Origin of the sequence: Leptospira noguchii serovar Panama str. CZ214 (assembly GCF_000306255.2) — a bacterium.
In the GTDB taxonomy this organism is placed as follows: Bacteria; Spirochaetota; Leptospiria; order Leptospirales; family Leptospiraceae; genus Leptospira; species Leptospira noguchii.
On sequence record NZ_AKWY02000034.1, the window covers coordinates 516,511 to 531,653 of the forward strand.

Annotated in this window: 14 protein-coding genes; 10 read left to right on the forward strand and 4 right to left on the reverse strand. The window is 36.5% G+C overall.

Translation table 11 applies throughout. The features are described 5' to 3' along the window. Nucleotides 1-168 precede the first annotated feature (168 nt). The 4 genes from LEP1GSC059_RS19735 to LEP1GSC059_RS19750 are packed head-to-tail and all read left to right on the forward strand — an operon-like array spanning nucleotide 169 to nucleotide 4,891. Nucleotides 169-1,878 carry a DNA repair helicase XPB gene (locus LEP1GSC059_RS19735; protein ID WP_002176629.1) on the forward strand — a complete coding sequence of 570 codons (1,710 nt, stop codon included), beginning with the start codon at nucleotides 169-171 and terminating at the stop codon, nucleotides 1,876-1,878. A 51-nt stretch (nucleotides 1,879-1,929) separates the two neighbouring features. Then, complete coding sequence (locus LEP1GSC059_RS19740; RefSeq protein WP_020981171.1) at nucleotides 1,930-3,147, forward strand: pyridoxal phosphate-dependent aminotransferase; 1,218 nt, start codon at nucleotides 1,930-1,932, stop codon at nucleotides 3,145-3,147. A 2-nt stretch (nucleotides 3,148-3,149) separates the two neighbouring features. After that, on the forward strand, nucleotides 3,150-4,073 hold the full coding sequence (locus tag LEP1GSC059_RS19745) for an SH3 domain-containing protein (protein ID WP_017214890.1): 924 nt from the start codon (nucleotides 3,150-3,152) through the stop codon (nucleotides 4,071-4,073). Further along, nucleotides 4,061-4,891 carry an alpha/beta fold hydrolase gene (locus LEP1GSC059_RS19750; RefSeq protein ID WP_002176541.1) on the forward strand — a complete coding sequence of 277 codons (831 nt, stop codon included), beginning with the start codon at nucleotides 4,061-4,063 and terminating at the stop codon, nucleotides 4,889-4,891. Before LEP1GSC059_RS19745 ends, LEP1GSC059_RS19750 begins: the two co-directional genes overlap by 13 nt. Here LEP1GSC059_RS19750 and LEP1GSC059_RS19755 read toward each other — a convergent pair. Beyond that, nucleotides 4,848-6,323, reverse strand: coding sequence for a sodium:solute symporter (locus tag LEP1GSC059_RS19755; RefSeq protein ID WP_002176763.1), 1,476 nt, complete (start codon nucleotides 6,321-6,323; stop codon nucleotides 4,848-4,850). The genes LEP1GSC059_RS19750 and LEP1GSC059_RS19755 overlap by 44 nt on opposite strands. Nucleotides 6,324-6,579: 256 nt before the next feature. Here LEP1GSC059_RS19755 and thrB point away from each other — a divergent pair, with 256 nt between their 5' ends. Further along, nucleotides 6,580-7,545 (forward strand): homoserine kinase, encoded by a 966-nt coding sequence (gene thrB, locus LEP1GSC059_RS19760; protein ID WP_036057988.1) that lies wholly within the window; start codon nucleotides 6,580-6,582, stop codon nucleotides 7,543-7,545. 48 nt (nucleotides 7,546-7,593) lie between these two features. Here the strand turns inward: thrB and LEP1GSC059_RS19765 are convergent, their stop codons facing one another. The 3 genes from LEP1GSC059_RS19765 to LEP1GSC059_RS19775 form a co-directional block, all read right to left on the reverse strand. Then, nucleotides 7,594-8,499 carry an LIC13305 family lipoprotein gene (locus LEP1GSC059_RS19765; protein ID WP_020981138.1) on the reverse strand — a complete coding sequence of 302 codons (906 nt, stop codon included), beginning with the start codon at nucleotides 8,497-8,499 and terminating at the stop codon, nucleotides 7,594-7,596. Nucleotides 8,500-8,751: 252 nt separating this feature from the next. Next, the gene (locus LEP1GSC059_RS19770) at nucleotides 8,752-9,399 is read right to left on the reverse strand and encodes a hypothetical protein (protein WP_004424027.1); all 648 of its coding nucleotides are present in this window, start codon (nucleotides 9,397-9,399) and stop codon (nucleotides 8,752-8,754) included. Between the two features lie 7 nt (nucleotides 9,400-9,406). Further along, the gene (locus LEP1GSC059_RS19775) at nucleotides 9,407-9,721 is read right to left on the reverse strand and encodes a hypothetical protein (protein ID WP_002176550.1); all 315 of its coding nucleotides are present in this window, start codon (nucleotides 9,719-9,721) and stop codon (nucleotides 9,407-9,409) included. Nucleotides 9,722-9,968: 247 nt separating this feature from the next. Between LEP1GSC059_RS19775 and LEP1GSC059_RS19780 the strand changes: the two genes are divergently transcribed. From LEP1GSC059_RS19780 to bioA, 5 genes are read left to right on the forward strand one after another with little or no spacing between them, the layout of a single operon-like run. Further along, nucleotides 9,969-11,015, forward strand: coding sequence for a DsbA family protein (locus tag LEP1GSC059_RS19780; protein ID WP_002156091.1), 1,047 nt, complete (start codon nucleotides 9,969-9,971; stop codon nucleotides 11,013-11,015). A 25-nt stretch (nucleotides 11,016-11,040) separates the two neighbouring features. Then, complete coding sequence (locus LEP1GSC059_RS19785; protein WP_017214893.1) at nucleotides 11,041-12,021, forward strand: malate dehydrogenase; 981 nt, start codon at nucleotides 11,041-11,043, stop codon at nucleotides 12,019-12,021. 17 nt (nucleotides 12,022-12,038) lie between these two features. Beyond that, a complete protein-coding gene (locus LEP1GSC059_RS19790; RefSeq protein WP_020981290.1) occupies nucleotides 12,039-13,169 on the forward strand; it encodes an aminotransferase class I/II-fold pyridoxal phosphate-dependent enzyme in 1,131 nt (376 codons plus the stop codon). Continuing rightward, on the forward strand, nucleotides 13,169-13,834 hold the full coding sequence (gene bioD, locus LEP1GSC059_RS19795) for a dethiobiotin synthase (RefSeq protein ID WP_002176678.1): 666 nt from the start codon (nucleotides 13,169-13,171) through the stop codon (nucleotides 13,832-13,834). The genes LEP1GSC059_RS19790 and bioD overlap by 1 nt, the downstream gene beginning before the upstream one ends. Beyond that, nucleotides 13,831-15,132, forward strand: coding sequence for an adenosylmethionine--8-amino-7-oxononanoate transaminase (bioA, locus tag LEP1GSC059_RS19800; RefSeq protein ID WP_020981260.1), 1,302 nt, complete (start codon nucleotides 13,831-13,833; stop codon nucleotides 15,130-15,132). Before bioD ends, bioA begins: the two co-directional genes overlap by 4 nt. Nucleotides 15,133-15,143 lie beyond the last annotated feature (11 nt).

The window sequence follows — 15,143 nt, forward strand, 5'->3', positions numbered from 1 at the left end:
TCGGACTATGAATAACTGAATTTGAGAATTCTAGATTATAAATCTAAGTGAGAAAATCACTTCATTGTTATTTAGTAGAAGTTTTTATTCGGTTGGAACTTATGTTCACATTCTTCTTGACAGAAAGAGGTCGATTTTCAGTCTAAACAAACAGGAAACCAGATACAAATGAGTAAACCCTTAATCGTTCAGAGCGACAGAACCATGCTTTTAGAGGTAGATAATCCGGAATTTGAAGCCTGTCAGAGTGTAGTTTCTAAATTTGCCGAATTGGAAAAAAGTCCGGAATACCTTCACACATATAGAATTTCCCCACTTTCCCTTTGGAACGCCGCATCGATCAAGATGTCTGCAGATGAAATTGTAGAATGTCTAGAAAAATTTTCCAGATATTCTGTTCCAAAAAACATAGTCAACGAAATCAGAGAGCAAATTAGCCGCTATGGAAAGGTAAAGCTCGTTAAGGAAGAATCCGGGGAACTTGCAATTCTATCCAACGAAAAAGGATTTCTGCAAGAAATTGGAAATCATAGGGCGGTTCAACCTTTTATAGAATCTACTTTCCCAGATAAAATTTATATTAAAAAGGAATACCGTGGTCATATCAAACAGGCTCTGATCAAGATTGGTTTTCCGGTTGAAGACCTGGCCGGTTATGACGAAGGAAATAAATACGGATTTAATCTAAGACCTACGAGTATTAGCGGCAAAAAGTTCGGAATGCGGGATTATCAAAGAGCTTGTGTAGAAGTATTTCACGCAGGGGGCGGTAACGAAGGCGGTTCTGGGGTGGTGGTGCTTCCTTGTGGTGCTGGAAAAACCATCGTAGGAATCGGAGTGATGCAAATTGTAGGTGCTGAAACTTTGATTTTAGTCACAAACACACTTTCCATCCGCCAATGGAGAAATGAAATTTTGGATAAAACAGACATTCCTCCCGAAGATATCGGAGAATATTCCGGTGAAGTCAAAGAAATTCGTCCGATTACAATCGCCACATACAACATTCTCACACATAGAAAGAAGAAAGGCGGAGATTTTACCCACTTTCATTTATTTGGAGCCAATAACTGGGGATTGATCGTTTACGATGAAGTACATTTACTTCCAGCCCCTGTGTTTAGAATGACTTCCGAACTTCAAGCCAAAAGAAGACTCGGTTTGACAGCTACTTTAGTAAGAGAAGACGGTTTAGAAGAAGACGTATTCTCTCTCATAGGACCTAAAAAATACGACGTTCCTTGGAAGGAGTTGGAAAGCAAATCTTGGATTGCAGAAGCAAAATGTAAGGAAATTAGAGTTAGTATGGAAGACGATCTTCGTCTGAAATATTCTATTGCAGATGATAGAGAAAAGTTCAGACTAGCTTCTGAAAATCCGGAAAAGATGAAGGCGATCGACCTCATCATGAAAAAACATTCCGAATCTCATTTGCTCGTAATCGGACAGTATATTAATCAATTAGAAGAAATATCAAAGAAATTTAATATTCCTTTAATTACTGGTAAAACCCCTCTTCCGGAAAGACAAACGTTGTATGACGCATTCCGTTCCGGTAAAATCAAGTCTCTCGTAGTGAGTAAGGTAGCTAACTTTTCAATCGACTTGCCGGATGCAAATATTGCGATCCAGGTTTCAGGTACTTTCGGTTCCAGACAAGAAGAGGCGCAGAGATTAGGTCGCATTTTAAGACCAAAAGGTCACGACAACACTGCCGTATTTTATTCTCTTGTATCCAGAGATACAAACGAAGAACGTTTTGGACAAAATCGACAGTTGTTTCTTACCGAACAAGGATATGAATACGAAATCTATACCTTGGATCAATTCAGAGAAGCCCAAGAAGAATTGGCTCAGTTACAATTGAATAATGTCTGATTTTTTCAGTGTGATTGAAAAAACGGACCAAAATAAAAAAAGAGGGATAGCATGGATCTCAGCGCAAAGAGGCTGAACGTTATCGAACCTTCTCCTACTCTCGTAATTACCGCTAAGGCAAACGAGTTGAAAAAAAAGGGAGAAGATATTGTCAGTTTCGGGGCCGGTGAACCGGATTTTGAAACTCCATCCCATATCAGAGACGCTGCAAAAAACGCGATCGATAAAGGAATGACTCGTTATACGGCTGTTTCTGGAACGGTGGAATTAAAAGAAGCAATTGTTCACAAATTCAAAAGAGATAACGGACTGGATTACGATAAAAATCAAGTGATCGTTGGAACCGGCGGTAAACAAGTTATTTACAATTATTTTCTAGCGACCTTAAATGCGGGGGACGAAGTAATCATTCCTGCTCCGTATTGGGTGAGTTATGCGGATATTGTTCGTTTGGCGGAAGGTGTTCCTGTGATTGTCAACACTACTCCAGAGGCGAATTTTCAAATGACTCCGGAACAATTGAAAAAAGCGATCACTCCGAAAACCAAATGTTTGATTTTAAATTCTCCTTCCAACCCTACCGGAGCAGGATATTCTAAAAAAGATCTGGAAGTTTTGGGAGAGATTGTACTTTCCACCGGAATTCAAGTCATGAGCGACGACATTTACGAGAAAATAGTCTATGACGGATTTGTATTTTCCAATCTTGCTATGTTGTCTCCAGAACTTAAAAAACAGACCTTTGTAATCAATGGAGTTTCTAAAACTTATTCCATGACCGGTTGGAGAATTGGCTATGGAGCTGGCGATTTGAATATTGTTAAAAACATGGAAACGATCCAAAGCCAGTCCACTTCAAATCCTTCTTCGATTTCTCAAGCGGCGGCACAAGCTGCAATTGCAGGTGATCAGTCCTGTGTGGAAGAGATGAGAAAAGCATTTCAAATCAGAAGAGATCTTATTGTTTCCCTTTTGAATGTGATTCCAGGAGTAAAGTGCAATAACCCTCAAGGAGCCTTTTACGTATTTCCGTATTTGACGGATGTTTACAAAACTACTGGTTTTATAAAACTAAAACAAGAATCCTCCGAAACTTCTCTCAGTAAAATTTTCTGTAATACTTTATTAGAAAAATATAAAGTAGCCGCGGTTCCAGGAATCGCTTTTGGAGAAGATCAGGCCCTCAGACTTTCCTATGCAATGGGAGAAAAAGACATCCGACGCGGGGTGGAAAGAATCGCGGAAATGATAAGGGATTTGAACCAGTAAAGATGAGACGGATCGTTTTGATCCTAATCTTTTTTACGTCTTTTCCATATCTTTGGGGAGGGGATCGATTGGTTCTAAAACCGAATTCCCCACTTTATTTATTTCCTGATAAAAAATCTGAAATTTTACGTCGTCTCAGTTTTGGTGAAATTGTTCAAAGTAAAAACGAAAGACAAAACGATCGTAAATTTCGTTTTGTATCCGATTCTTCCGGTCTGAGTGGTTGGGTTGAAACTCAGTTTCTTTTTGATTTGGAAGAAAGAGGCGCTTATAAATTGATCTTACGTTCCATCGATAGAATGTTATATTCTACAAATACTGGATTGAACGAATTGGAATCTGTTTTTCAATATTTAAGTTTTTTAGAAGAAAACAAAAATTATCATGGGGACGAATATATTTATCTAAAAATAAGAAGACTTGTGGTTTTAGCTAGAATATTAGAAATTTTGCAAGAACCAGAAAGTAAACGTAAGGAATCTAAATTAACGGATTATATTTCCAAAAATCCAGGAGAAATAATTCCGAGCAAACCAGCCAAAATTAATCCGGAAGTGTTTTGGAAAATTGGAGAAGATTTCAGAGATAAGGGCCCTGGGGATTTTGCTGCTTTTTTAGGAGTAAAATATACTCCCGAAATCAATTGTAAAAGAGACGTTTTTTGTTTTTTAAACGAAGAGAAAAAAAGAAGAATTCGTTATCTTCAACTACATCCGAACGGTAATTATGCGAGTGTTTTTGCGAATCAGATTTCTAAAAAATTGGAAACTTTAACCAAAGATCCGGAGACGATCCAGTGTGGAAAAGACGAATCTAGAAAAGAAATTTACGAATCTTTTCGAAAGGATCTGCAATCTCTTCCTTATAGATATGGTAAAAAATATCATCATTTTCTAAAGATAATCCACAAAGAATGTCTACAGTAAATTTAAGTTTTCGTAAAATTGATTTTCAAAACGGTAAATTTCTTTCTCCCGTTTGTGGGTCGATTGTTGTTTTGCATGGTCTTTTTGGATCTTCTAAAAATTGGCTGAGTATAGGAGATTTTTTAAGTCAGTATGCGGACGTATATCTTTTGGATCTCAGAAATCACGGAGATTCCCCTCATTCAAATGAACATTCAATTGTTTCCATGGTGGGAGATCTGGAAGTATGGATAACAAAACAGAAACTAGAAAAACCGGTGATTTTGGGGCATTCCATGGGTGGACTTGTTTCTATGGGATTTGCATTAAAAAATCCGAATATTCTATCTTTATTATTTATAGAAGACATAGCTCCTAAAAACTACCCATTTCATTATGAAAGCGAACTTTTATGTCTTAGGACGGACGTTTCCGATTTTAGATCCAGACAGGAAGTCGATTTGGCACTGACAAAAATTCTTCCGAACGCGTTTATACGAAACTTTTTAGAGATGAATTTAGAACGTCTCGAAGGTGGGGGTTATCGTTGGAAACTCAACGTAGAAGGAATCGCGAATTCTCCCAGATTATTTCAGGATTTTTTTGATAAATATACAAATCATCCATATCCAGGAATAACGTATTTTATTACGGGAGGAATTTCAGAATACTTTCATAAAGAAGACATTGAAATTGCTCAAAATTTTTTTCCAAACTCTAAATTTTACGTAATTCCTGGCGGAGATCATTATATCCATTTTACAAAAGCATCTGAGTTTAAAAAAATTTTAGAATCTATTTTTGAGAAGTTAGATGATTCTGAATTTGTAGTAAACTAAAGCCAAGTAACAAACAGGTTCCAATTCCAAATGGAACTAGAAGAGTAAAACCAAAACCTGTACATTTTCCAAAAATCAAAGTCAAAATTGGAGTTATTACAATTGCCAAAGAGGCAAAGGAATCTTTTAATTTTTGCATATAATAAAAACTTTGTATTCTTCCGCTTAAAAAAATTGAAATGATTGGACCAACTGTATAAGAAGAAATAGTTAAACCTAACTCCACAAGTCCTGTTTTTCCGGTTGTCAAAAATAAAGGAAGTAAAGAACTTAAAAGAAGAATCATTCCCCAGAATAAGCTTAAAGTGCCAGAACCAAATTGTTCTATTTTTAAATCTACTTTAGTAGTTAAAGAAAGAGAATTGATAGAACTAGATAACGTAGACATTGCCGAAGCCAAAATGGCGGCTAATAAAAATCCTGTAATTGGCGAAGGTACTTCCTCTAAAATGAATTTGGAAAAAACCTTATCTTTGGGAATAGAAGAATCTTTATAATAAAAATATAATAAAATTCCAATACTTAAAAATAATAAGAATTGAAAAAATACAAAAATTCCTGAAGAAATCATTGCTTTTTTGGCGTCTGATTCAGATTTACACGCGAGTATTCTTTGAACGAACATCTGATCTACTCCGTGGGTTCCCAAGGTCAAAAGGATTCCTCCTAAAATAGCAGTGGGGAAAAAATAAGCGGAGGAAAAATCGGTCCATTCAAAAATTTGAAACTTATTTGCTTGATTTGCATTTTCAATTAGATAAGAAACGTCAAATCCATTTTTAAGAAGTATGAAACCTAAATAAAAGAACGCAAAAATTCCTCCCGCGACATAGATTAAAAATTGAATAGAATCTACCCAAACCACGGAACGAAATCCTCCCTGGACGGTGTAAAGAATCGTGATTCCAGAAATGAGTAGAAGACTTAAAATTTCTATGTGTAGATTTGTGATTTCCAAAAAAGAAAATTGTTTTAAGAAAACCTCAAATAGAATTGCAACTGGAATTGCGGATGCGTACATTCTCACTCCGTCTCCTAAAATGCGAGTGAGTTTGAATAAAAATGTGACCGTCTTTTGAGAAATTTTTCCGTAGTGGTTTCCCACCCATTCATAAACGGAAATAAAACCGGATTTGTAATACATAGGGATAAAAAGTTTAGCTACGATGATTCTTCCTAAAACAAAACCAAAGCCGAGGCTGAGAAAGGTAAGATTACTTGAATAACTAAGTCCAGGAATGTTTAGAAAAGTAAGAGTAGACGTTTCTGTGGCAACGATTGAAAAGCTTAAAGCAATCCAAGAAATTTCTTTTCCTGCAAGAAAGTAAGAAGAGGAATCCTTATCTTTTTTTCTAGAAGTGAACCATCCTGAAAAAAGAACTAAACCAACGTAGAAAAATAAAACGATTAGATCTAAAAATGAAAAGTGCATAATCAGGCAGAATTCATTTTCAAAAAACTCGGAAAACTCTTTTTCTTTTAGAATTTCTTTCCTTTAATTTAAAAATCATAATTTTCTTTTGTAAGAACTTGATCAAAAGACACAACGTATAGGACAAATTTTTTTCTTTTTGTATCATTGGATTGAAAATCCTAATTTTGGAGATAGAAAATAAAATGACGATTTGGTTCGTAAAGAAATTCTGGTCGTAACTTTTTTGATCTTTGCAAGATCGGTTTTCTTTTTTATGTCTTTGATTTTACAATATTCTATTCGAGTTCCTGGAACCTCTGCCAATTTAGGGCCAGGTTTTGATCTTTTTGGTCTTGCGTTTCAAATTTACAATCAATTCCAATTTCAATTCTTACCTGGAAAGGAATTTAAAACTTCCGTAAAAGGAATGGAAACACTTCCATTCGGTTCGGACGAAGATTTAGTTTTATCTTCTTATAAATCCTACTTTGAAAAATTTTTGCCGGGAAAAGGAATCATTCCGTATTCTCTTTTGATGGATTTAAAACTTCCTATGAAAGGAGGACTGGGTTCTAGCGCCAGTGCAGCCGTCGCGGGAGTTTGTGCTGCTAGATTTGTACATAAAAACTTTTATCCAGAAATTTCTATTCCTAAAGAAAACGAATTTTTATTTCATCTTGGTCAGATCGAAGGACATCCGGATAATACGATTCCAGCTTATTTAGGTGGTTTTGTGTTTTCTTATTTCAATGGAAATCGTTTAGAAGTTGTCAAAAAAAAATTTCCAAAGAAAGTGCGCTGTTTTTTGATTGTGCCTAATTTAGAAACTTCCACTCATCAATCTAGAAAAACTCTTCCTAGTTCGTATTCTACCGAAGACGTAATTTTTAATATGAGTAGGGTTGCTACTTGGATGGAATTTTTGGATTCCGGAAAAATTTCACTTTTAAAACTCGCTTTGGATGATCGGATCCACACTCCGTATAGAATGCATTCCGAGTTCGAATTGAATCCTTTCTTGGAGCAGATCCATAAAAATTTAATCGGATATTCTCTTTCCGGAAGTGGTCCTTCCGTTCTTTTATTTTCGGAAAGAAATAAGGCAGTAAGGATCGAAAAAATTCTTAAAGAAAAGATCTCTGAGTTTGTACAAAAAAATCATTTTCATTGTCAGATTCTTTCTTTAAAAGTAGAAGAGAATGGAATTTTAGAATCTTCTAAAAAAATTAAAACTTTATAATATTTTAACTATCTTAAATACCTATTCTAAAAAAAGACGAACTAAAAATCAATCACACGACATCTGAGAAATTCTATGTTTCCATTCTGTATCGTTCGTACCTTCAAACGGCCAAAAACGGTTCATTTCCGAAATCGTTTGATTGACTTTGGCTGCTACGAACGAATCGGTTCTACAGATTTCGTTTATTTCCCAGAATTGATTTCCCATTATTCCGGCTCCGATTTCAGCTCTGTCTTCCGCAAAAGATGTAGTGGCGTAATCGCTCACAAAAGCGGGAATCGGATTCCAAAAATGTCTATAATTAGGCCAAGGGCCCTGAGGGAAGTGGAGAGGGTAAGGGACGCTTCCGGTAACATAGGTTCCGTATTCAAACGAACTCGGCTTCAGCGAGTCCCAATACGGATCTCTATAAATGACTCCTCTGACTGAATAAATTGAAAAATTGAAGTTATGTGTCAGTTCGTGATGGATGCTATCTATCAAAATATTTCTTAAACTATAATCGGCATCTGGATTCATAGTTGCCAAATTTGCCAGATCGTCGTCGGGTAATGCGAGAAAGATTGTGTCAATATCAGGAGCGGACATTCCGCCTCGGTTCACTCCATTGACCTTGAAATTTCTACAGGGTACGACTTTTCCCGCTCGTGCCTTGATCCAGTAACCCCTCGGGTATCTTGCAATTTCAGCCTGTAACAGATCTTTGAAATAATTCAGATCCGCATCGGAATAATTCACGTCACAGGAAATGGAATTCGAATAAGCCGGAGAGTATTCGGCAATCGGCGTATGTGCAATGATCTGTACGTCCCGATCGTATTTTCCAGGTCGATCCAAGAGCGAATCCGCTAGTAACAGAGAAGATATTAATATTAGATCATCGTTCCCTTTTTCCCTACAAGCGATGCACATCAATAAGAATAGATGGATTAGAATTTGTTTGAGTCGCATGAATTTCTCCTTAGTATGCTTGTCTATGCTGCTTACGATTCGAGAAAGAGAGTTGTGTCAGAAGATTCTGCTTATTCCGTCCTTCTCTAAAGTTATATTTCAATAGTTTAAATATAACAATGATTGATACGGTTTGGAAACGTAATGGATTGTTGCGGTGAGACCTGTATTGTGGATTTAGAGTGATTTAAGATGGATTCTAAGATTTGCGTTGTTTGAATTATAAATTAAACTATTTCAAATTCTGAGCGATTATTCTTCCTCATCTCCGCCGCTTCTTTCTTCTTTACCAAAAGCATAGAGACCCTTTTTAATTGGAGTTTTTCGGTTTAGGCCGGGGTGGATCTTTGTGATCGTAAAAATAAACCTCATCCTTTCTTTTCCAAAATTATTGATAAAAAATTCAGACGAAAGACCAATTTCAAAATACTGAGTCATTCTCTCTTTTACTACTTTGTCTGAAATTCTAAAATCTGCACTTTTACCGATCACTTCATAACTGTCCAATTTTTCGGAGGATTCCATTTTGGAGAACGTAGGCATACCAGGAGGTTTGAATAATACAGCAGAATTTCTTAATATTTGAATTTCGTAATCTTCTGAATCTTTTGCTTTTTTAAGGTTAAATATTAAATGATTATTGGAAATTGTGTTACAGTAAGTTCTAATATTCCCAGAAGTCTGTCCTATGCTAAAACGAACACTCCTCTGGCTTTCCGGAACTACGAGCAAAAATCGATCCCCTTCTTCCGGTGGAGTTCCTATTCCCGCGCCTCCTTTTTTTATGGCAGGGTAGATGATTTCCTTAAAAAATAGAAAACATAAACCAAGAAATGCAGCCGAACCTGTCAGGATCAAAAAAATATCCAGACCGACCGTGTAGATAAGACCTAAAAACAAAATTTTCTTATCGCCTAATATCGATTTTGTGATCGTTTAAGTTTTCGCTCATTCTGGAACGTGTCATCATGGAAAGAAGATTTTTCATTTGTTCAGGACTGATGACTTGATTCATCCTTTCTTCAAAAGACACAGGAGAAGGTTTCATAACAAGTTCTTCCGGTTTGATTTTATTTATCTTTGCGCTTGGTGCCGTTACGGAAATAGAAACTTCTACGTTTTCTTCTTGTGTTTGTGTCTCAGAAACTACAGGTTTCGTTTCTTTGTTAAATTGGAACCAGTAAGACAAAAATGGTTGGATTGTAAATCCCCCTATATTCATAAACCCAACCTCCTTTTAAAATAGGATCATCTCTATTAAAACTATCGGTAATCAGAGAAACACTTTAGTTATTTTTCAGATTTTTTTCTGCTTAAGAATTGTTTTCGTCTGCGCTTTCGGTTTTAAGGTTCTAAAAATGGCAAAAATGAAATCCGAATTTATAGTTTGCCACCCTGTCTAAGGTTTCTAAGTTGGCAAGTGGGGAAACTAAGTCGTCGTTTTTCCGACCATTGGAGGGAATATTTCCATGAAAGACATAATTGAGAAACTGAAAACTAAGGAATTCAGACCCCTGCTGATACTTTCAGCCATTTTTCTGATTTATATTGCATTTACCATTTTTCCGCTCATTTCCTATTTTTCTCCCGATGGAGTTGTTGAAATTAACGGCAAAAATTATACGATCAAAGACGTTGAAAAGGAGAATCCTAGAGTTGCTCGTAAGTTCTATTCGGAAACAAACGATCGTCTTTACCGTGTCCTTTCCGAATTTGCTAGTAAAAAAGTAGTCTCTCTCGCCGCAAAAGAACGTAACGTTTCAGAAAAAGAACTTTTAGAACCTTCGGTCCCAGCTCCTAGTATCGAAGAAATGAGGGCTGTCTATGAGCAATATAAAAATTCTCCGGCACTAAAAGGAAAGTCTTTCGATCAAGTGAAAGCCGAGATCGAAAATCATCTCATTTCGCAAAAAAAAGAAGAAGCAAGAAACTCTTTCTTTGGACAACTTCGAAATCAATATAATATTTCTGTAAAGGTCAAAGAACTTCCTCCTCTTAGAGATAATACAATTTTAGCGGGAAACAATCCTTCTATTGGACCAGAAAACGCAAAAGTCACCGTGATAGAGTTTTCCGATTTTGAATGCCCATTTTGTAAAAGAAGTCAGTCTGTAAATTCTCAGTTAAGAGAAAAATACAAAGACCAAATCCGTTGGGTTTTTAGAGATTATCCTCTTTCTTTTCATCCAAATGCAATGTTTGCTCATATTGCAGCTAACTGTTCTGCTTCTCAGGGAAAGTATTGGGAGTTTTTCAAAGTTCTTTTTGATAATTCCGGAAATCTTCCTAAGGAGAGAGTTTTGGATTTAGCAAGAGGTCTAGGACTAGATATGAAAACTTTTAGTCAATGTGTAAACGATTCCGCGGTGCGTAAGGAAGTGGAAGCGGATATGGCAGAAGGTGAAAAATACGGAGTTAGCGGAACACCTGCATTTTTTATCAACGGAGTTATGATAGAAGGCGCTCAACCAATGGAAGCTTTTATCAAAGTAATTGACCAAGAACTTAAAAATTAAAATTAGAAATTAGGAGTCACCCAAAATGAGTAAGACGGTAAAAGTCGCTGTTACAGGCGCTGCGGGACAAATCGGATATTCTTTACTTTTTAGAATTGCTTCGGGACAAATGTTCGGCGCCGATACTGCAGTCGAAATTCAGATGCTTGAATTGGAAGCAGCGATTCCTGCGGCTAAAGGTGTCATTATGGAATTGGAAGACTGTGCGTTTCCTCTTTTGCAAAAGGTGACCGTCTCTTCCGATTTGGACACGGCTTTTAAAGAAATCAACTGGGCATTGTTAGTTGGTTCCGTCCCCAGAAAGGCTGGAATGGAAAGAGGAGATTTACTCAAAATCAATGGTGGGATTTTTGTAAACCAGGGAAAAGCAATTGAAAAAAACGCTGCTTCTGACGTGAGAATTTTAGTAATTGGAAATCCTTGTAATACAAACTGTTTGATCGCTATGAATAACGCAAAAGGAATTTCTCAAGATCGTTGGTTTGCGATGACTAAATTGGATGAAAATAGAGCTAAGTCCCAACTTGCTTCTAAAGCAGGAGTTCCAGTAAAAGAAGTGACTCATCTTGGAATTTGGGGAAATCATTCCGCGACTCAATATCCAGATTTTTACAATGCAAAGATTTCTGGTAAACCGGTTACTGATGTAATTTTAGATCACGAATGGTTGAAAGGTGATTTTATTAAAAATGTACAACAAAGAGGTGCAGAGATTATCAAAGCAAGAGGTGCTTCTTCTGCAGCGAGCGCGGCTAACGGAGTAGTAGACACAGTTCGAGGAATTATCACTCCTACCGCGCCCGGAGATTGTTTTTCTGCCGCGGTGGTTTCCGATGGATCTTACGGAACAGAAAAAGGACTGATCTTTGGATTTCCTTTAAAGTCTGATGGAAAGAAAGTAGAAATCATTCAAAGTATTTCGTTGAATGATTTTGCAAAAGAGAAATTCAAAATTACTCATGATGAGCTTGTTTCCGAAAAAAGCGAAGTGAAGGAAATGCTCTAACATTTCAAAGAGGTTTTTTGAACCTGAGTCCATCTACTTTCATTCAGAAAACCTCTTTCATTTTGGAATCCTTGAAAAAGGATTTTTTATTTCGATCTTTAGAAATCCCTTATGGAGTAGATTTATCCTCCAATGATTATCTGGGGCTTACACGTCATCCTAAACTTATCGAAAGTTTAAAAGAAGGGCTGGATCTTTACGGCGCTGGTTCTGGCGCTTCCCGTTTGGTCAGTGGGCATAGAAATTCTTTTGAAAGGGCTGAACAAGCTTGTTCTGAGTGGATAGGAACAGAAACTTCTCTTTGGGTTGCCAACGGTTATGCGGCCAATGTAGGATTAATTTCTTGTATTGCAAACGCGAAGTCTGAGATTTTTACGGATAGACTCAATCACGCTTCTATTATAGATGGAATTCGTCTTTCCGGTGCACAAAAAACATATTATAAACATCTAAACTTAGATCATTTAGAAGAACTTCTTCGAAAGTCCAATAAAAAAGAAAAAATCATCGTGTCTGAAACCGTTTTTAGTATGGATGGGGATCTGACATCGATTAAAGATCTTCTCTATCTTAAAAATAAATACAATGCAATTTTGATTTTAGATGACGCACATGGAATTGGCGTATTTGGACAAAAAGGAGAGGGTAGGGCCTCTCAGGTTTTAGGTTCGGAAAAAATCAAAGAAGTGGATTTTATCACATATACAAGCGGGAAATCTTTAGGTTTAGAAGGTGCTTGGATCGGCACTTCTCAAGTCGGAAAAGAGTTTTTGATCAACAAAATGAGAACATTCATTTATTCCACAGCACCTATGCCTGCAATTGCACACGCGATTCCTACTTCCATTTCAATTGTAAAGTCCATGGAAAAAGAAAGAGTAGATCTTTTGCAAAAAGCCGATCGTTTTAGAATCTCTATTCAGGCTAAAAATTATCCAAATACTACTTCCGAATCTCAGATTGTTCCCGTATTGTTTCCGTCTGAAAAAGAAGTTTTAGACGCCGCAGAACTTTGTAGAAAAAACGAGCTTTATGTAAAAGCGATCCGACCTCCCACTGTGGACATTCCCAGACTTAGAATTAGTATTCATTCCAATACGACTGAATCTATATTAGAAAAATTGATTTCTATTTTACCGGAGTTTTGATGGCAGTTTTTATAGGAGGTACAGGAACTGATGTAGGGAAAACTTTTTTTAGTTCTCTCATTTTAGGAAAGTACGGAGAGTCTTTAGGGCTTAAATATTTTAAACCGGTTCAAACCGGAGACGATAGTGATCGTCTGACTCTGATGCGTCTTACTGGATTACACGAAAGTTATGTTTTAAAAAATTATTATTCTTTGGCATTTGCAGGTTCTCCTCATTATTCTTCCGAATTGGAAGGAACCGAAATAGACACAGATGAACTTTCCAGACATCTTTATAGTATTCGAGACGAAAAAATTATCGTGGAAGGAGCAGGCGGTTTGCTTGTGCCATTGAATCGTAGAATGCTTACTTTAGAAGTAATTCGTCAAGCTGAGATTCCTTTAATTTTAGTGGCACCTACCTCTTTAGGTGCAATCAATCAAACTCTTCTTTCGATTGAAGCGATTCAAAATAGAAATATCGATTTGAAGGGAATTTATTTTATAGGGGTTCCGGATAAAACCACAGAAGATAATATTCGAACGATCACGGAATGGAGCGGCGTAATTTCCTTTGGAAATTTCTTTTTAAATTCTAATGAAAGGATCAGTCATGAATGTTTTCAGAATGAATGTATTCCACGATTCGATTTAGACGAATCTATAAAAAATATACTGGTATGATCTGGTATCCTTTTACTCTACAGTTTGAACCAGATTCTCCCTTAAAAATAGAAAGAGCCAAGGGTGAATTTTTATACGATGAATTAGGAAATTCTTATATAGATGGCATTTCTTCCTGGTGGGTAAGTATTCACGGGCACAATCATCCTAAAATTGTTCAAGCGGTTAAGGATCAATTGGAAAAATTAGATCATGTTTTGCTTGCAGGTTTCACTCACGATCCCGCCGAAAAACTCGCAGACGAGCTTTTAAAAATTACAGACGGTTTGTTTCAAAGAGTTTTATATTCAGATAACGGTTCGACGGCTGTTGAAATTATGATCAAACTGGCATACCAGTATTTTCAAAATACGGGAGAAATCGATCGAAGAATATTCATAAAATGGAATACTTCTTACCACGGGGATACGATCGGAACCATGAGTGTTGGCGGAAATTCTGTTTTCAATCGTGTTTTTCAAGGTTTGATGTTTCCCACGAAAGAGTTTCAAACTCCAAATTGTAGCTTTTGTCCTATGGGTAAAAAACCGGAATCTTGCAAGGTGGAATGTATTGAACCGATAGAAGAATTTTTTCAAAAAAATCCAAAATCAGTTGCAGGAATTGTAATTGAACCTTTAATTTTAGGTTCTGGAGGAATGATCTTTTATAAAGAAGGTGTTCTTCAAAGATTGGAAGTCATTGCCAAAAAATATGGCAGCTTACTTTTGGTGGACGAGGTTTTTACAGGTTTTGGTAGAACCGGATCTATTTTCGCTTATCAAAAAGCAAAGATACGACCTGATTTTATTGCTTTAGCAAAAGGATTGAGCGCTGGAGTCTCTGCAATTGCCGTAACTTTGACAACGGATCGAATTCATTCTGCGTTTGTAACTTCTGATCCGGAAAAAGGATTTTACCACGGACATACTATGACTGGAAATCCGATTGCTTGTTCTGCGGCGCTTGCTTCTTTGAAAATTTTTTTTGAAGAAAATCGATTAGAACAAATTTCAAAGTTAGAATCCAAACTCAATACCGGTTTAAAAAAAATCGCAAAAGAATTTCCAAAAGTAGTAAAAGATTGTAGGGTTTTAGGAGCCGTAGGAGTTTTAGAATTAGAAGTAGGTAAAGAAAGCGGTTATCATTATCCTGGAAATAAAATTCTTAAGAAAAAATTTTTAGAAAAGGGAGTTTTGCTTCGACCTTTGGGAAATGTGATTTATCTTGTTCCTCCATACAATATAGAAAATTCTTCTTTGGAAAAAATCTTTTCCGCGATCCAGGAAACCCTCTCCGAAATTTCTTTTGGGAATTAGACTTTTCAAGA